This window comes from Lentzea sp. (assembly GCF_035525475.1).
In the GTDB taxonomy this organism is placed as follows: Bacteria; Actinomycetota; Actinomycetes; order Mycobacteriales; family Pseudonocardiaceae; genus Lentzea.
Genome location: NZ_DATLEC010000209.1, coordinates 1 through 17398 on the forward strand (window position 1 = coordinate 1; position 17398 = coordinate 17398).

Below are 17398 nucleotides of genomic sequence, written 5' to 3' on the forward strand. Positions count from 1 at the left end.
GGAGCCTGGTCACCTGGCTGAGCTGACCAGCTGTCTGGCCTCCTGCCGCGCGATCCGCAGCAGCGCCCCCGACGTGCCGATCAGCAGGAACGTCATCCCGGTCGCCACGCTGAAGCTCAGCGAGTCGAACGTCGCCGCCCCCAGCGCCGACGTCAGCATGGCGCCCACCAGGCACACGGCGAGCCCGCGCACGTTCTCGTCCTTCGACAGCGAGCGGGCTCGCAGCGCCGCGAAGATGCCGCCGAGGAACAGCAGGGCGTAGGCGAGCAGGCCCAGGTAGCCGTTCTCGATCATCGTCAGCAGGTACTGGTTGTCGAGGATCGTGTACTTCGACGGCAGGAACGTGCCGAAGCCGCGGCCCAGCCACGGGTGTTTGGCGATCTCCAGCCAGGCGCCGTCGTAGTCCTTGGTGCGGCCCTGGAACGACGGGTCGTCCTCGATGTTGGAGAACATCGACGTCACCGTGCCGAACAGGCCCGGCACGACCGCCGAGGCGCCGCCGAGGAACACCGCGCCCACGCCGAGCAGCGGCAGGCCGCGGTGGCGTGGCAGCAGGACGCCGAGCACGACGCCTGTCACGACCAGGCCGATGATCGCCGTGCGGGACAGCGACAGGATCGCCATCAGGCTGAGCAGCGACAGGGCCGTCCACCAGCGGCCGACGGGTTCGCCGCGGTCCTTCGCCTGGAACACGAAGTGCGCCGCGAACGGCACGCCCAGCACGCAGACCAGGCCGAACTCGATCGGGTGGTTCACCGTGCCGGCCGGGCGGAAGAAGATCGACCGCGACTCCAGCGCCGAGTAGCCGTTGTCCTGCACGCGCAGGCCCGGCAGCGTCACGTACGACGCCAGGTCCAGGCCGAGGCCGAACTGGATCAGGCCGATGAACGCGCCGAACGTCAGGCAGCCCACCATCACCTTGAGCATGCGGCTCAGGCGCTCGCCGCTGCGGATCGCGTCGATGACGAACACCGCGAGCGCCGACATCGCCACGATTCGGATGAGCGCCGAGTCGGACACCGACAGCTCGTCCGGCGGCAGGTAGCGGCGCGTGGCTATGGCGTACGTCGCCAGGTGCAGCATCACGTAGACGCCGAGCAGCGTGCGGACCGTGTTGCGGCCCTTGGCGAGGCCCAGGTGGTCGACGAGGTGCGCGGCGAACCAGAGCACCGCGAGGCACAGCGCCACGAACAGCGCGGGCGGCAGGGTGATCGGGACGAACGCGATGGTGAACCGGGCGGGAACGACGAGCAGCGCCAGCACGTAGAAGATGACGAGCGTGGCGCCGTCGGCGCGCTGCTGCGTCAGTCGTCTTTCGTCGGCCATGCCGGGTTCGTGGGCTTGGGCGCGGGGATGATGACCGTCTTCTGGTGGGCGTTGGGCACGCCCTGGCTCCGCGGGGGCTGGCCGCCGTTGGGCGCCTGCCGCGACGGAGGGGCGTGCGACGGCGGCGGGGGAACGTCCTTCTCGGACGGTGGCTCCGCGCCGGGCTCCTCGCCCTTGCGCTTCTTCATCCTGTTCATGACCGAGTCCGCGGCGAACGTCGAGGCGATCGTCAGCAGCAGCAACACGACGGTGGCCGCGCCGACGTACCGGACCTTGCCGCCGATCTTGGCCGACGCGGTCGTCGGCTTCACGAGGATCTGCGCCGTGATGAACGTCTGCTCGGGCGCGTTCAACGCCTTCTGCTGCGCCGCCAGCTCGTTCACGGTCTTCTCGAGCACCTTGCCGACGAGACCCTCGGCCGACTCGGCCGAGTCGGCCTCCGTCGCGATGAACAGCAGCGGGCCGCCGACGGGGCCGGTGTTCGCGGTGTAGGTCGCCGTCGATTTCTCGCCCGCCAGCTCTTCCGCGGTCTTCGGGTCGCCCAGGATCTGGGTGAGGATCTGCGCGGTGGTCGTGAGGCTGCCGTCGAACTGCAGCAGCGGGTTGACCTTCACCAGGTCCTCGGGCTTGGTCTTCTCCGAGTACCGGCCACCGGCCGCGGGAGAGGTGAGGACCAGCACGCCGCTCGACTCGTACCGCGTGGGAACGGTGACGTAGACGTACAGGGCGAGGACACCGGTGAGCAGCACTGCGGGCACGGCGATGTACCACCGCCGCCGCAGCACTCGTACGGTTCCCCAGAAGTCCATCAAAATCCCCGATCCGCGGTTCGGTCTTGCGAACGCACTGTCCGCAGGGTATCGCCCACCAGGAAAATCGGGGTGAGCTGCCAACTGTTACAGCCGGTAGCGCGGCGGCGATGAAGGAGGGGAGTCCAGGAGGCAGAATGCGTGTGCGACGACTGGCCGTGACGATCGCGGCCATCCTCGTTGTCATCGGCGGGACGGCGGCCTACGTCGTCACGGCCGCCACCGACGCGAACCAGCCGGCGGGCGCGGAGAACGTGTCCCAGGCCAAGACCGGCGACCTGCTCTTCGTGGACCTCGCCGGTGGGCAGAACCGCGTCGAGAAGCTCGCCGACGGCGGTGCCCGCACCCCGACCGACCTCGCCTGCCAGCGGTTTTACGTCTCCGGCGGCACGAGCGTGTGCCTGAAGCTCTCCGGTCCGGGCCCGTCCTACGCCGCCGAGATCAGCCGCGACGGCAAGCCGGTCAGGACGGTCCTGCTGCCCGGCATCCCGAGCCGCGCGAAGGTCTCGAAGTCCGGGAACGTCGTGTCCTGGACCAGTTTCGTCACCGGCGACTCGTACTCGGTTCCCGGCGGTTTTTCCACCCGGACGGGATTCTTCGACGTCCGCACGGGCGAGGCGGTGGAGTCGATCGAGCACTTCGCGGCCACTGTGGAGGGTGCTCCGCTCACCGCGAGCGACGCCAACTACTGGGGCCTGACCGTCGGCTCCGACGACAGGACCTTCTACGCCACCCTCGCGAGCGGCGGATTCACCTGGCTGGTGAAGGGTGATCTCGGGACCAGGGCCGTGACGTCGTTGCGCCGCGATGCCGAGTGTCCCTCGCTTTCCCCGGACGGCACGAAGGTCGCCTACAAGAAGCGCGTCGGCCGGCTCGGGCCGTGGGACCTCGCCGTGCTCGACCTCGCGACGAACGAGGAGAAGCGGCTGCCGGGCACGGCGGGCATCGACGACCAGACGACGTGGCTCAGCGACACCGAGGTCGCGTTCGCCGCGGTGCCCAAGGACGCCAGGCTGCCCGCCGTTCACATCGCCCCCGCCGACGGTTCGCGGCCCGCGAGCGTCCTGATCCCGGACGCCACCTCGCCGTCGCCGGTCACGTAGGCGCCGGTCACGTAGGCGCCGGTCATGTGGCCAGCTCGCGGCCGAGCACCTTCTCCAGCTCGAGTCCGGCCGCATCCCAGGAACGTCCCTCCACACTGGACGCGGCCGCGCGGGCGGTCGCGTCGAAGTCCGGCGTCGTGACCACTTCGGACAAAGCGCGCGCCAGCGAGTGCGGGGTGGGTGCCGCGTACCGGACGTGCTCGTTGTCCAGCACCACGCGGTTGAAGTGCGCGTCGTTCACCACCGGGATGCACCCGGCGGCGAGCATCTCGTGCGGCACCAGGGAGACGTTGGTCATCGACAGCGACAACCCGGCGAAGCAGCGGTTGTAGATCGCGTTCAGCTCGTCGGGCGTGACGAGGCCGTGGTCGACGAACTGCGGCCCGAGCTGCCCGATCTTCTCGCCGTAGACGTGGATCTTGAGGTCGGGGTGCCGCTCGGCGAACAGCTCCAGCGCGAGCAGACCGAGCTCGAACGCGCGCCGCGGGGCCTTGCGCCGGGCGTAGAAGACGATGCCGTCGCGCTTGTCGCCGCGCAGGGAGTACCTGTCGGCGTCGCAGCCGAAGTCGAAGTGGTCGGCGGGCATGTCGTGCTCGTCGAGGACCTTGTCGGCGAGGAACCGTCCGGCGGTGAAGCCGTGCATGCCCATGCGGTAGGTGTTCTCCGCCAGCGTGTACAGGCCGCCCTGCGGGTAGAACCACGGCTCGTAGTCCTGCACGAGGTAGAACCTCTTGCCCTGGCACGGGTCGTTGAACGCCGGGTACGCGGTGATCCAGGCCGTCGCGAACACCGCGTGCGCGTCCGCCATGCCGTCCGTCACGTCGTGGATCGAGCCTTTGAAGAACGGGAACGCGTCCCGGATGCCGGCTTCGAGGTCGGCGGCCGAGTTGCCGAACGTGTCGTACAGGTACAGCCGGCACGTGTGGCCGACCGACTCCAGGTGCCGGATGAGCCGGAACATCGTGGTGTGGCCACCGGACCCCCTGGACGGGGGAGTGGTCACCCAGTTGATCGTCAGCTTGCCGCCCGGTGGGATCGGCGGGATCACCACGGGCCTGCGCGCCTCGACGTCGGCCCTGCGCACGTCCTCCAGGCGCACGGGCAACTCCTCGCCCTCGACGCCGAGCCTGCGCGACGCGGCGGTGAGCAGCCGGGCGCCGAGCCGCTTCGCACCCTGCTCCCGGACGATCTTCGTGACCTGCCTCAGGCGTCTCACGGGTTGGCCCTCTTCTTCAGCACGGCAAGGACTTCGTGTCTCATCGGGAACACCACGAGTGCGTAGGCGAGGCACGACAGCGCGCCACCCACGAGGATCTGCAGCAGCTCGCTGTCGACCACGTTGCGCACACCGAGCACCACGGCGACCATCAGCACGCCGCCGAGGAACGGTCGCAGCAGCCGGGTGCCGAGAGCGCCGGCGCGGATGCCATAGGGCCTGAACGTGACGAGGTAGGCCGGGGTGATGACGAGAACGGCGACGATCACGTGCGCCGCCGCGACCCCGCGGATGCCGTCGAGGTGCGCGCCCAGCGCCAGCAACGGCACCAGCGCGCCCAGCCACACCAGGTGGATCCACAGGATCGCCTTGGACCGGCCCGCGGACGCCAGGAAGTCGTACCCGAGCTCCAGCGCGACCCGGACGGCGCCGAGCAGCACCAGCAACGCCAGAGCGGCCGCCGCGGGAGCCCAGCGCTCGCCGTAGACGACCCGGATGAGCGGCTCGGCCAGTGACGCCAGCAGCACGCACGCGGGCACCGTGACGATCGCCAGGAGCCCCAGCGCCCGGCCGAACGCCTTCTGGAACAGCTCGGGGTCCTCACGGACCTTCGAGAACGCGGCCAGCGAGACGCTGCGGACCGGCGCGGAGAACGCCGCGACCGGCCAGCTCGCCAGGTTGAACGCCAGCAGGTAGAAGCCCAGCGGCACCGTGCCGAGCATCGCGCCGACGACGATGTAGTCGACGTTCATCACGCCGAAGATCAGCAGGCTCGACCCGGCCAGCGGCAGCCCGAACGCCAGCAGTTCCTTGGCCTGGGCGGGATTCCAGCCGGGCCGGAACCTGTCCCTGGTGAGCCAGAACATGATGACCGCGGCCGAGAGGTTCTGCGCGATCCGCTGCCACGCGAGGCTCCACGCGCCGAAACCCATCAGCGCGAGCACGACGGCGACCGCCGTGCCCGCCACGAAGGCGGCCGTGTCGGCGTAGAACTTGTGGTCCTGCCGGAAGTTCCGCTGCATCATCGCGCCGGGAACGGCGGTCCCGCCGGCGACGACGAGGGCGATGGACATGAGCTGGATGACGCCGGTCGCCTCGGGCGCGTCCATGGCGTTCGAGAACCAGGGCGCGCCGAGCACGCAGATCAGCGCCAGCAGCGTGCCGGACGCGAGCGACAGCGTCGTGACGGTCGGCGCGATCTCCTCGATCGGCTCGTTCGTGCGGACCAGGGCGGCGCTGACGCCGAGCTCGGAGACGCTCAGGACGATGTTGAGCACGACCAGCGCGACCGCGAAGACGCCGAACTGCTCGGGGGCGATCAGGCGGGCCAGCAGGATGCTGATGCCGACGGCCGCGAGTCTCTGGAGCAGGGAGTTGATCGCGCTCCAGCGGATCGCCGAGGAGACCTTGTCCTCGAGCTTTCCCTTGTCCTGGTCGACCGCGCTCACCACTCGCCCCGCCACTTCCACCGTTGTGTCCCGACCCACAACTTCGCCCTCTTCACGGCGTGCGGGGCGAGGAAGAGCTGCGTGCGGTTGAGGAAGGACGGGCTGAACTTCTGGCGCCGCAGCAGAGCGCGGTACTCCGGCAGCTCCTCCAGCTCCGCGTAGGTCTCGCGCGCGAAGTCGAGCAGCTCGGACTCGGTGCCGTCGAGCTGGTCGCGGTCGTGCAGGCGGACGGCGCGCCACAACGCGTCGCCCGCGATCGCCTTGCGCGCCAACGTCTTCAAGCGGACCGGCAGACCGGGGTTCTGCTCCAGCACGAGGTCGAACACGTCGCGCCGCTGTTCGAGGTCGGCGAACACCGACTTGAACGTCGTGCGCATCATGGAGTTCTCGTGCACGCGGTAGTACGCGCCGGGCTTGCCGCTGACGTACCCGATGTCCGACACGGCCGCGATCCGCAGCCACATCTCCAGGTCGCCCGCGTGCGGCAGGTCGGAGCGGTAGCCGCCCACCTTCTGCTGGACCTTCGTGCGCACCACGACCTCGGGCGAGGAGATCACGTTGCGGCTGCTGCGGAAGCGGTTCTCGATCCACTCCTCGCCGCGCCAGACCTTCGTCGTCGTCGGCAGCTGCGTGACCTTCGGCAACATGTCGTGGTCGCTGTAGTACACGACGCGGCCGTAGACCATGCCCACGTCGGGGTTCTGCTCGAAGACGGCGGCCGCGCGCTGCAACGCCCCCGGCGCCAGCAGGTCGTCCGCTGACAGCAGCACCGTGTAGTCGGCGCTCGCCCAGTCCAGGAGGCCCTCGTTGTAGGTGGCGATGTGCCCTTTGTTCACCTCGTGCCGGTAGCCCTCGACGCGCTTGTCGGCGGCCATCAGCTCGGCCATGACCTCGGGGGTGTTGTCCGACGACGTGTCGTCGATCACAAGCACCCGCACGTCGACGCCGGGCTGGTCCAGAACGCTGCGGACACAGGCGGGCAGGAAGTGCGCGTAGTTGTAGCAGGGGATCACGACGTCCACTGTGGGGAGCGTTGGCACACCCTGGGTATCGGTCTGCGCCCGCATTCGTTAGCCCCGCAACGTTTCGGGTCCACCAGGCGATGTAGGCGATGACCGGAGTAAGGGGAGTCATGGCCGACCACGTCATCCTGACGCGCTTCAACCTGCCTTCGAAAGGTGCCGAAAGTTACGTCCGGGCAAAGGAAGGATGGCTGACCGAACGCGTTGCGCTGTTCGAGCGCTACTGCCTGCCATCGGTTCTCGCGCAGACCGACGAACGGACGCGTTGGCTCATCTACTTCGACCCTGAATCACCGAAATGGCTCAAGGACAGAATCGCCTCCCACGGTGACGCGTACACGCCCGTCTACCGGGCGGAAGTGTCGCGAGAAGAGCTGCGATCGGACATCCGGTCGCTCTTCTCCCGCACCGGCTCCGAGCTCATCACCACGAACCTCGACAACGACGACGGCCTCGCCGTCGACTTCGTCGAACGCCTCTGCGCCGCTCCCCGCCCCACGACGACGGCGGCGTACTACCTGGTCAACGGCCTGATCAAGTCGCCGGGCGGCCTCTACCACCGCGTCGACAGGCACAACGCGTTCGTGTCGGTCCGCGAGTCGTGGACCGAGCCGGTGACGTGCTGGGCACACTGGCACAACCAGATGCACCTGCACTTCCCCGTCGTGGAGCTGGGCGGCGCGCCGGCGTGGTTGCAGGTCGTGCACGGCGGCAACGTCTCCAACCGCACGCGCGGCCGTCTCGTGTCGCCCGAGCCGTACAAGGCGGCGTTCGGTGACTCGCTGGACGACGTGACCGCGCCGGGTGTGCGTGCCGTGGCGCAGGACCGGCTGCTGGACCAGCCGATCCGGTTCATGCGTGACTCCGGCCGGGTGGCCGCGAAGAACGCGGCCATGAAGGTGCTCGGCAGGAACGGCTTCGAGACGATCAAGCAGAAGCTGGCTGCTCGCGGTTGAGTCCGCCGCTTCCGCTCACGAGTGCTCTTCTCGCGAGCGGAAGCGGCTCTGCTCTGGTTGATGGATGAACGCAGCTGCGATGAGCGTCACGGTGAGTGCTACCAGCGCCACCGTGACGCCGGTCGAGATGCTCGAGTACTGCAGCAGCAGTCCGAAAGCGACAGACGAGACGAGACGCCCGAGCGCCTGACCGGTCTGCACTACTGACAGCCCCGACGCCCGCAGCGACTCCGGCGCGGACTCGCTCACCTTCGCCGACAGCACGCCGTCCGTGGCCGCGTAGAAGAACCCGTGCAGCAGCAGAGCCGCGATGGCGATGCCCATCCCACCCTCCGGGATGAGCAGCAGCGCGTACACGCCGAGCAACAACCCGTGGCCGATGAGGAACATCCGCCACCGGCCGAGCCTGTCGGAGAGCTTCCCGAGCGGCGCGGCGGCCGCGAGGAAGACGACCGCCGTGCCGAGCGGGAGCAGGGGCAGGTAGCCGAGGGAGATGTTCGTGGCCTTCTGCACCAGCACGTAGACGAACGCGTCCGACACCGTCGCGAGGCCCAGCAACCCCGCCGAGATGGTCGTGCGGCGGAACTGCTCGTCGGTCAGGAGGTTCAGGCCCGCCCGGAACGACGGCCGCGGTCCCTCGGGCTTCTCGGTCTTCGGCTCCCGCACGAACGAGATCAGCACGATCAGGCCGATGACCGCGAACGCGGCGGACACGGCGAAGATCGGCCCCGGCACCATGCCGATCTGGGCGAGCAGCAGGAACGTGATGAGCGGGCCGAGGAGCGCGCCGACCGTGTCCATGCTCCGGTGCACGCCGAACGCCGCCCCGAGCCGGTCCTCCGGCGTGGCGAGCGAGATCATCGCGTCGCGGGGCGCGGTCCGGATGCCCTTGCCCGCCCGGTCGGCCGCCATCAGCGTGCCGATGCCGAACGGCGACGCGCCCACCAGCGGGAAGAGCAGCTTGGTGGCGGCCGACAGGCCGTAGCCGGCGGCCGCGACGGCCTTGGGCTTGCGGAACCTGTCCGAGACGCCGCCGCCCACCAGCCGCAGGACGGCCGTGGCACCGGTGTAGATGCCGTCCAGCAGACCGAACTGCGCGTACCCCAGCTGCAGCGTGAACAGCAGGTACACGGGCAGGAACGCGGTGATCATCTCGGCGGAGACGTCGGTCAGCAGGCTGACCGTGCCGAGCGCGAAGACGGTGCCCGGCAACCGCTTGCGGAAGTCGGTCTTGGAGGGGCGTGAGGAGGCGACGTACACGGGACCCCTACCAGCTGAGCGTCTGGTGCCAGACCTCGAGCGACAGCAGCGTCCAGATGCGCGGTTGCTCGTTGCGGTCACCCGAGTCGTGGTCGTCGAGCAGCGCCCTGACCGCGGCCCTGTCGAAGGTCTTGCCCACGAACGACGTGGGCCCGGTCAGCAGGTCGTACGCCATGTCCCGCAACCCGTCGCGGAACCAGGCATCGAGCGGCACCTTGAAGCCGGACTTCGGCCGGTCGACGACGTCCGCCGGCAGGTGCTGGCGCGCGACCTCCTTCACGACCCACTTGGTCGTGCCGCCGCGCACCTTCACGGTGCTGGGCAACGAGAACGCGAGCTCGGCCACGCGGTGGTCGAGGAACGGCGGACGCAGCTCCAGCGACGCGGCCATCGACATGCGGTCACCGCGTTCGAGGAGGTTGTCGGCGAGCCAGGTGTGCGAGTCGGCGTAGAGCATGCGCCGCAACGCGTCCCCGCGCCCGTTCTCGTACGGGCCCAGCACCGACCTCGTGGCAGGTCCACCCAGCAGCGCCGCCCGCTCGGCCACCGTGAAGGGCGCGAACCAGCCGCGCATGCGTTCGGCGTAGGAGGGTTCGGCGATGGCGCGCAACGCGATGCCCAGCCGTGCCTTGGAAGCGGGCAGCGCCTTCTCCAGGCGCCGCAGCGCGAACGAGGGCGCCGCACCGGCCAGGCGCGTGGCGGTGGCGAAGCGGTACTTCGGGTAGCCGCCGAACAGCTCGTCGCTGCCCTCGCCGGACAGCACGACCTTCACGTCCCGGCGAGCCAGTTCGGCCAGGCGGAACACGGCCACGTCGGCGGGTTCGGACAGCGGCGCGTCGCGGTGCCAGGACAGCTTCGCCCAGCTGTCGCGGAAGTCGTCCGCCGTCACGATCACGCTGTGGTGGCGGCTGCCGACGATCCCGGCGACCTTCTCGGCCCAGTGCAGCTCGTCCACGCGCGGGTCGCCGAAGCCCGCGGAGAACGTGTGCAGCTCGGCGTCACCCCGTTCCCGTGCCACCAGGGCCGTGATCAGCGACGAGTCGACGCCGCCGGACAGGTAGGCGCCGACCGGCACGTCCGCCACGAGCGCGTCCCGCACCGACGCGGTCAGCGCCTCGTCGACCAGCCGGACGGCCTCCTCGGGCGTCACGGACCGGGTCTCCGACTCGCGCGGCAGCTCCCAGTACGGCGACGTCCGCACCTCACCGGAAGCCGTCACGACCAGGTGGTGGCCCTGCGGCACCTTCCGGACGCCGCGCAGCAACGTGAAGGGAGCGGGCACCGACCGGTGCGCCAGGTAGTCGTGCAGCGACTCGTGGTCGACGTCGACCGATCCCAGCGCCGGCAGCAGAGCTTTGATCTCGGACGCGAACGCGAACATCGCCGAGTCCGCGTAGTAGTACAGCGGCAGGATGCCCAGCCGGTCGCGGAAGAGATGCGTCTCGCGGGTCGCGTCGTCGTGGATCGCGTACGCGAACTGGCCGCGCAGCTTCGACACCGCCGACGGGCCGTGCTGCTCGTACAGCGCCAGCAGGACCTCGGTGTCGCCGTTCGTGCGGAACGGGTACGCGAGCTCGGTGCGCAGCTGCCGGTAGTTCAGGATCTCGCCGTTGAACGCGATCGTGGTCGTCCCGGACGCGCCCGCCATCGGCTGCGGCGAGCCCGCCAGGTCGATGATCGAGAGCCGGGTGTGCGCGAAGCCGATCGACCCCTCCGACCAGTACCCGCTGTCGTCCGGGCCGCGGTGGTGCAGCCGCTTCGCCATCTCGGCGAGCAGCTCACGGGAGACGGGCGCGCCGTCGAACCGTCTGACGCCTGCGATTCCGCACATGGCTACCGCTTCCCGGAAGGCGTCTCGGCGAGCTGCATGAGCTCACGGGCGCGGGAGTCCCACGACGAGGTCAGCACGGCCGCACGTCGTTCGGCGGGGGTCTTCAGGCCGCCGTCCTTGAGGGTGAGGCGGATCCGGTCGATGAAGTCGGCCTCGCCGGAGGCGATCCGGATGACGTCGGAGTAGCGCCCGACCTCGGGGAAGTCCGTGGACACCACGGCCAGGCCGAGTGCCAGGTACTCCTTCATCTTGATCGGGTTCGCGTGCTTGATCCAGTCGTTGTCGAGCCACGGCATCAAAGCCACGTCGAAGCCCGAGCCGTAGCCGGGGATCGTCTCGTACGACCGGAAGTCCAGCCAGTGGACGTTCGGGTACTTCTCGTACCGCTCCATCGAGCAGGTGGCGTCGCCGATCAGCACGACCGACGCGTCCGGGAACTCCTGCGCGACCTTCTCGATCAGGTCGAAGTCCACCAGGTAGTCGTCGAGGCTGCCGAAGAACCCGATGCGCGGCCCTGGGATCGACGCGATGTCCGCCGGAAGCTCGGTGCGGCGCGTGAAGTGGTCGACGTCCACGCCGTGGTCGAGGAAGTGCGCTCGCTCACCGGTCAGCGCGGACTCCTCGTCCTGCAACGCCCGCGAGACGTACAGCACGGTGTCCGAATTGGACAGCAGCTGGTTCTCCAGCCCGGCGATCGTGCCCTGGTCGGCTTCCGGGAACGCCGAGTGCCGGTCGGAGCGGTTGAAGATCAGGCCCTTGGTCTTCATGGGCTGCACGACGTCCCACGCGGTGGGGATCGTGGCGACGACGACCGGCGTGCCCATCCGGAGGAAGAAGCACACCGCGCGGACCTGCGTGCGCACGAGCACGGAGTTCAGCTTGCGCAGCCACGGCTTGCCGTAGAACGGCAGGGGAGCGGGCGTCATCACGTAGAAGTTCGGCGTCTCGGGGATCGGCCGGCGCACGAGCATCGCGACGCTCTTGGCCTTGCGCAGGATCCTGCGGAGGAACTGCGTGCTCTTGCCCGGTGACGGCATGCGCAGGCCGATGCTGTTGACCAGCAGGACCTTGCGGTGCTTGGCCACCCGGCGCAGCAGCTGGAAGTCCGAGTGCGCCCGGTTGTGGTACCACCAGTCCTGTGCGGAGAAGCACAGGTAGCTGGGTCCTTCGGAAGCCACTTCCTCCGGCCACCGGCGCATTCCGAACAGCCCCCTCAACGCCGTGCGGTGCTTCGGCGAACGCGCGCGAAGCCCTTCGTTGACCACCATCGCGAGCCACAGGAGGAACCCGGCGAAGCGGCCGTGCCGCTCGCGGTGCAGGCGGACCTTGTTCGCGGTGAGCATCGACCACAGCCGGGCGTTCGTGGACACCTCGCCGCCGATGTGCGTGACCGTGGCGCGGGGCTCGAACCACACGCCTCCGGCCCGCAGCATGTAGTCGGTCTCCTCCGAATAGAGGAAGTAGCGTTCGTCCAGAAGGCCGTGCTCCTCGATGGTCTCCCGGGAGATCAGCCACGCGCAGCCCGTGGCCCAGTCGGCGGCGTGCGCGCCCTGGTAGGCGACGTCGGTGGTGACCGTCTCACCCAGGCCGATCCGGCCCGCACGGCTGCCGCCGACGAGTGCCTCCGCGAACGCGCCGGCGACGCGGGGCTCGCGGCGCAGCGAGTGCGACAGCGCGCCGCTCTCGTCGACCAGACGCGGCACGGCGATCGGCTTGCCCGCCGCGCGGAGTGCCTCGACGGCTCCGGGGTGCAACCGGATGTCGGCGTTCAGGACGAGAACGTCATGGCCTTCCGCGGCTTTGATGCCCACGTTCACGCCCGCCGCGAATCCGGCGTTGACCGGGTTGCGCAGGATTTCCACGCCGGGGCGAGTGGCGGCCGCCACAGTTCCGTCGGTGGAAGCGTTGTCGACGACGATGACCCTGACGTCACCGGGCAGCGAGTCCAGGCATCCCGCGACGACCTGTTCGCTCTGGTACGTGACGATGACCACCGCGACAGGTGACCGCTCCACAACCGCTCCTCGCATTTGGGCTTGTGCCCGCTACATCGAGCGCCTCGGAGCTCTCGTTACGAATCCGGTGCGCCTGTAACCGTTCGGCCCTCCCGAACGAGAAGACAGGCGTGACGTCATCGCCGCACGTGTTGATCATCGTGCAGAACCTCCCCGTGCCGCTGGACCGCCGGGTGTGGCTGGAATGCCGCGCTCTCACCGCCGCCGGGTACGAGGTGTCGGTGATCTGTCCCAAGGGACCGGGTGATCCCGCGTACCAACTGCTCGACGGAGTGCACCTGTACAAGTACGCTCCGCCGCCACAGGCAGAAGGCGCGTTGGGCTATGCGTGGGAGTTCCTGTACTGCTGGGTGCGCACGGCGTTGCTGAGCGTGAAGGTCCGCGCCCGCAGGCGGTTCGACGTCATGCAGGCGTGCAACCCGCCGGACACCTACTGGGCGCTCGCGTTGCTGTGGCGGCTCGGTGGCGTGAAGTTCGTCTTCGACCACCACGACCTCAACCCCGAGGTGTTCCTCTCCCGCTTCGGCGAGCCGAAGGGCGTCGCGGGCAAGGCGCAGTACCGGATCCTGAAGTGGCTCGAGCGCAGGACGTTCCGCACGGCCGACCGGGTGACGTCCACCAACACCTCGTACCAGAAGATCGCGTGGACGCGCGGCTCCGTTGCGCCCGAGCACACCACCGTCGTGCGGTCGGGCCCGGACACCACCGTCATGCGGCCTGTCGAGGGGGTGGACGAGCTCCGGCGCGGCGGCAAACATCTGGTGGCCTACCTGGGAATCATGGGCCCGCAGGACGGCGTCGACGGTGTCCTGGAAGTGGCCAGAAGGGTCGTCTTCGACCGCGGGCGCACCGACGTCCGGTTCGCGCTGCTGGGCTTCGGCGACTGCCTCGAAGACCTGAAGAAGCAGGCCACGGCGTGGGGACTCGATCCCTACGTCGAGTTCACGGGACGTGTCGGGCCCGAACAGATCACGCGCTACCTGTCGACTTCCTCCGCCGGACTCGGCCCGGATCCGTTGTCGCCTTTGAACGACGTGTCCACTATGAACAAGACCATGGAGTACATGGCCTACGCGCTGCCGGTCGTCTCGTACCGGCTGACGGAGACCGTGGTGTCCGCCGGCGACTGCGCCGTCTACGTCGAGCCGGGTGACGTCGAGGCGTTCACCACGGCGTTGCTCGACCTGCTGGACGACGCCGAACGCCGCGCACACCTCGGCTTCGAGGGCCGGCGCCGCTGCGAGGCGGAGCTCGACTGGCGCCCGCAGGCCGAGAACTACGTGGCGGTGTTCGACGGGCTCACCGGCTTCGTCTCGCGCGGCCCGTTCCCCGACGGCAGGCCCGCGCTCGGCGCGGGCACCGACCAGTGGGGCAACAAGATGATCGACGTGAGCGACGACGCCGTGCTCCGCGCGTTCGCCGTGACCCGAACGGGAGAATGATGTTCGTCAGAAGGATCGCCGTCGTCGGCACCGGCTACGTCGGCCTGACCACCGGTGCCTGCCTCGCGTCGCTCGGCCACAGCGTGGTCTGCGCGGACGTCGACGCCGCCAAGGTCGAGCGGCTGTCACGCGGCGAGGTCGACATCCTCGAACCCCGCCTGGCCGAGCTCGTCGCCGAGGGTCTCGCGTCCGGCCGCCTGTCGTTCGTGCTCGGCGCCTCGGCCGCGGTGGCCGACGCCGAGGTCGTCTTCCTCTGCGTGCCCACGCCGATGGGCGTCGGCGGCATCGCGGACCTGAGCGCCGTCGAGTCCGTTGTGGACGAGACGCGCGAGCTGCTGCCGTCCGGCTGCGTGATCGTGAACAAGTCCACCGTCCCCGTCGGCACCGCCGTGCGCACGGCGGAACTGCTGCGCCGTGACGACGTCGCCGTCGTGTCGAACCCCGAGTTCCTCCGCGAGGGTTCGGCCGTCCACGACTTCCTGAACCCGGACCGGATCGTCGTCGGCTGCGACCAGCAGGACGCCGCCGAACGCGTCGCCGCGCTGTACGCGCGTCTCGGCGCTCCGACGGTCCTGACCGACGCGGCCTCGGCCGAGATGGTCAAGTACGCGGCGAACTGCTTCCTCGCGATGAAGCTCTCGTACGTCAACGCGGTGGCGGAGCTGTGCGAGCGGCTCGGCGCGAACATCACCGACGTCACCGAGGGCATGGGCTACGACAAGCGCATCGGCCAGGCGTTCCTGAACCCCGGCCCCGGCTGGGGCGGTTCGTGCCTGCCGAAGGACACGCACGCGATGCTCCAGGTCGCGGACGCCGCCGACTTCGAGTTCCGCCTGCTGCGCGCCACCATCGACACCAACGAGCGCCAGCGCCAGCGGATGGTCGAGAAGGTCCGTCTCGCGGTCACCGGCAAGCGCGGCGGCTCGCTGTCCCACGTCCGCCTGGGCCTGCTGGGCCTCACGTTCAAGGCGGGCACGGACGACCTGCGCGACTCGCCGGCGCTGGCCGTGGCCGCGATGCTCAAGCAGGCGGGTGCCGAGCTCGTCGGCTACGACCCGGCGCTGCCCGGCGGCAGGGACCTCGGCTCGGTGTCCGTTGTGGACGATCCCTACCAGGCGGCCGAGGACGTCGACGCGCTCGTCGTGCTGACCGAGTGGCCGGACTTCCGCTCCCTGGACTGGGCTCGCCTCGCCGGCACCGTGCGCCAGCCGGTCGTCGTCGACATGCGCAACATCCTGGACCCGGACGTCATCCGCCGCGCCGGCTTCACCTGCACGTCGCTCGGCCGTCGCTGAGTCCCGTCAGGACGAGTTCTCCTCGGCAGTCCGGACCGGGCCTGCCGCGGTGGTGAGGCCGACCATCAGCGCCCTCACCACCTCGGCAGGTCCGGTCCGCTCGTCGTGATGCCGGCGAAGACGTCGGTCTCCGGCAGCGGCGCGTCCGTGACGTCGATCGTCCGGAAGTAGTGCTCCTGCAACCCGAACGCCCCGTGCACCTGCTGGCTCGCGTGGCACTGCAACGCCTTGCGCTTCACGTCCGCGACCTCGGTGATGTCGATGGTCGTCGAGCCGTCCTTGGCCGTCAGGTAGAGCTTGGCGGGGATGCCGGTGCTCTGGATGGCGATCGTCGCCACCCGGTTCGCGTGCACGTGGTCGCGGTGGGTGCTGAAGTGCGTGACCACGACCTGCGGCTGGAAGTGCTCGAGCAGCGCGGCCAGCCGCCCCGCCGCCGTCTCGACGGGAATGGTGCAGAACCCGCCCTCCGGCACCTCGCCGGTGTGCCCGGAGTCGTGGTAGCCCAGCAGTTCGAGGTCGGTGATGCCCAGCGCGTCGCACGCCGCGTACAGCTCGGCCCGCCGATGCGCCGCCACGGCCTTGGGGTGGTGCCCGAACTCACCGGGCGTGGCACCGTTGGGAGCGTCGTCGAACTCACCGTTGGTGCACGTCACCACCACGGTTCTGGCACCCTGCCTGGCGTAGCGGGCGAGCAAGCCACCGGTCGACGTCGACTCGTCGCCGGGATGGGCGTGAATCGCGAGCAAGGTTCTCGGTCCTGCGAACTGCACGCGGCGAACGTACCCGGAAACTAATCTTCCGTGCGTGACCGACTTGCCGTCAGGCCTGAAGCCGCTCGAACTCGCACATCACCTGCAGTCGCAGATCCAGCGTGGACACGCGTACGCGCGGTCCAGGAAACACCGGTTTCGCTGGAAATCGGTGGCGGTGCGACTGACCACATTGGTTCTTTCGGCGGTGTCCACGATCATCCTCGGGCTGCAGAACCTGGATCCCTGGACCGGTACCGCGTTCTCCTTGATCGCCGTGGTGACCGTTGTGTCTGCTTTGGAGCCGTTTTTTGCCTGGCGGTCTTTGTGGGTGTTGATGGAGGAGGCCTCCTACCGGTTTCACCGGCTGGAGGATGATCTTTCTTATTACCTGGCCTCCACCCCTGCCGAGGAGGTGGAGGGGGAGCGGGTCCGGGAGATGTTCTCGCGGTACCAGGAGATTTGGGACTCGTTGAGTTCTCGGTGGTTGAAGTTTCGGGACAACGCTTAGGGTCCCGTGCGGGTCTTGGTGCGTTGGCTGGTGCGGGTTACCAGCGGAGGGGTCACCGGCCGTGCTTGTGTCGCCTTGCGAGGGTGGTTGCGCGGGCATTGTCGACGCTTCGGTGTTCATCGCCGCTTCGCGTCGATTGCGATTGGGGCTTGACTTCGGGGCCCTTGCGAGGCGCTTCATCGGGCGGAAAAGGGCGGATGCTCCGCGCCCGCCCGATCCCGGCGAGGTAGCACCTCGCACCCGAAGTCAAGCCCCAATCGCAAACCAAGGGCTGCACCGCTCACCGGCGGTTCACAAGGCTGTCCGGCTCGCTTCGCATCGCGGCTTCGGGTGTGCCTTGGCTTCGCCGTTGGCCCGCGTTGCCGTGTGGGTGGTTGCCTTGCGTTGGTGCCGTGCGAGTGGCTGCCTGTGGGGA

The 17398-nt window shown here is 69.2% G+C and carries 14 protein-coding genes; 5 read left to right on the forward strand and 9 right to left on the reverse strand.

Features of this window, described 5'->3' with window-relative positions; translation table 11 throughout:
• Window positions 1–9: 9 nt before the first annotated feature.
• Window positions 10–1326: an O-antigen ligase family protein gene (locus VM306_RS32215; protein WP_325521543.1), complete on the reverse strand. Its 1317-nt coding sequence runs from the start codon at window positions 1324–1326 to the stop codon at window positions 10–12.
• Window positions 1305–2135 (reverse strand): hypothetical protein, encoded by an 831-nt coding sequence (locus VM306_RS32220; protein ID WP_325521545.1) that lies wholly within the window; start codon window positions 2133–2135, stop codon window positions 1305–1307. The genes VM306_RS32215 and VM306_RS32220 overlap by 22 nt, the downstream gene beginning before the upstream one ends.
• Before the next feature lie 137 nt (window positions 2136–2272).
• Between VM306_RS32220 and VM306_RS32225 the strand changes: the two genes are divergently transcribed.
• Complete coding sequence (locus VM306_RS32225; protein WP_325521547.1) at window positions 2273–3238, forward strand: hypothetical protein; 966 nt, start codon at window positions 2273–2275, stop codon at window positions 3236–3238.
• 22 nt (window positions 3239–3260) lie between these two features.
• Here the strand turns inward: VM306_RS32225 and VM306_RS32230 are convergent, their stop codons facing one another.
• From VM306_RS32230 to VM306_RS32240, 3 genes are read right to left on the reverse strand one after another with little or no spacing between them, the layout of a single operon-like run.
• Window positions 3261–4454, reverse strand: a complete 1194-nt coding sequence (locus tag VM306_RS32230) for a glycosyltransferase family 1 protein (RefSeq protein WP_325521549.1) — start codon at window positions 4452–4454, stop codon at window positions 3261–3263.
• On the reverse strand, window positions 4451–5917 hold the full coding sequence (locus VM306_RS32235) for a lipopolysaccharide biosynthesis protein (protein ID WP_325521551.1): 1467 nt from the start codon (window positions 5915–5917) through the stop codon (window positions 4451–4453). The genes VM306_RS32230 and VM306_RS32235 overlap by 4 nt, the downstream gene beginning before the upstream one ends.
• Window positions 5899–6924, reverse strand: coding sequence for a glycosyltransferase (locus VM306_RS32240; protein WP_325521553.1), 1026 nt, complete (start codon window positions 6922–6924; stop codon window positions 5899–5901). The genes VM306_RS32235 and VM306_RS32240 overlap by 19 nt, the downstream gene beginning before the upstream one ends.
• Before the next feature lie 110 nt (window positions 6925–7034).
• Here VM306_RS32240 and VM306_RS32245 point away from each other — a divergent pair, with 110 nt between their 5' ends.
• Window positions 7035–7880 carry a glycosyltransferase gene (locus VM306_RS32245; RefSeq protein ID WP_325521555.1) on the forward strand — a complete coding sequence of 282 codons (846 nt, stop codon included), beginning with the start codon at window positions 7035–7037 and terminating at the stop codon, window positions 7878–7880.
• A gap of 15 nt (window positions 7881–7895) precedes the next feature.
• Here VM306_RS32245 and VM306_RS32250 read toward each other — a convergent pair whose 3' ends face one another.
• Genes VM306_RS32250 through VM306_RS32260 form a run of 3 tightly spaced genes read right to left on the reverse strand, consistent with a single transcriptional unit; the run spans window position 7896 to window position 12986 of the window.
• Complete coding sequence (locus VM306_RS32250) at window positions 7896–9140, reverse strand: MFS transporter (RefSeq protein WP_325521557.1); 1245 nt, start codon at window positions 9138–9140, stop codon at window positions 7896–7898.
• A 7-nt stretch (window positions 9141–9147) separates the two neighbouring features.
• Complete coding sequence (gene asnB / locus VM306_RS32255) at window positions 9148–10971, reverse strand: asparagine synthase (glutamine-hydrolyzing) (protein WP_325521559.1); 1824 nt, start codon at window positions 10969–10971, stop codon at window positions 9148–9150.
• 2 nt (window positions 10972–10973) lie between these two features.
• Window positions 10974–12986, reverse strand: a complete 2013-nt coding sequence (locus tag VM306_RS32260; RefSeq protein ID WP_325521561.1) for a glycosyltransferase — start codon at window positions 12984–12986, stop codon at window positions 10974–10976.
• A 110-nt stretch (window positions 12987–13096) separates the two neighbouring features.
• Between VM306_RS32260 and VM306_RS32265 the strand changes: the two genes are divergently transcribed.
• Together VM306_RS32265 and VM306_RS32270 are read left to right on the forward strand one after the other, a co-directional pair.
• Window positions 13097–14428 carry a glycosyltransferase family 4 protein gene (locus VM306_RS32265; protein ID WP_325521563.1) on the forward strand — a complete coding sequence of 444 codons (1332 nt, stop codon included), beginning with the start codon at window positions 13097–13099 and terminating at the stop codon, window positions 14426–14428.
• On the forward strand, window positions 14428–15723 hold the full coding sequence (locus VM306_RS32270; protein WP_325521565.1) for a UDP-glucose/GDP-mannose dehydrogenase family protein: 1296 nt from the start codon (window positions 14428–14430) through the stop codon (window positions 15721–15723). Before VM306_RS32265 ends, VM306_RS32270 begins: the two co-directional genes overlap by 1 nt.
• Before the next feature lie 74 nt (window positions 15724–15797).
• On the opposite strand, the gene VM306_RS32275 is transcribed toward VM306_RS32270, so the two are convergent.
• A complete protein-coding gene (locus VM306_RS32275; RefSeq protein ID WP_325521567.1) occupies window positions 15798–16493 on the reverse strand; it encodes a PIG-L deacetylase family protein in 696 nt (231 codons plus the stop codon).
• Between the two features lie 34 nt (window positions 16494–16527).
• On the opposite strand from VM306_RS32275, the gene VM306_RS32280 reads away from it, so the two are divergent.
• Window positions 16528–16983, forward strand: coding sequence for an SLATT domain-containing protein (locus VM306_RS32280; RefSeq protein ID WP_325521569.1), 456 nt, complete (start codon window positions 16528–16530; stop codon window positions 16981–16983).
• The last annotated feature ends 415 nt before the right edge of the window (window positions 16984–17398 follow it).

Excerpts from the sequence above, each read along its gene's own strand:
- VM306_RS32245 (WP_325521555.1), top strand. The coding sequence starts at position 7,035 with ATGGCCGACCACGTCATCCTGACGCGCTTCAACCTGCCTTCGAAAGGT.
- VM306_RS32225 (WP_325521547.1), top strand. The coding sequence starts at position 2,273 with ATGCGTGTGCGACGACTGGCCGTGACGATCGCGGCCATCCTCGTTGTC.
- VM306_RS32220 (WP_325521545.1), bottom strand. The coding sequence starts at position 2,135 with ATGGACTTCTGGGGAACCGTACGAGTGCTGCGGCGGCGGTGGTACATC.
- VM306_RS32270 (WP_325521565.1), top strand. The coding sequence starts at position 14,428 with ATGTTCGTCAGAAGGATCGCCGTCGTCGGCACCGGCTACGTCGGCCTG.
- VM306_RS32215 (WP_325521543.1), bottom strand. The coding sequence starts at position 1,326 with ATGGCCGACGAAAGACGACTGACGCAGCAGCGCGCCGACGGCGCCACG.
- asnB (WP_325521559.1), bottom strand. The coding sequence starts at position 10,971 with ATGTGCGGAATCGCAGGCGTCAGACGGTTCGACGGCGCGCCCGTCTCC.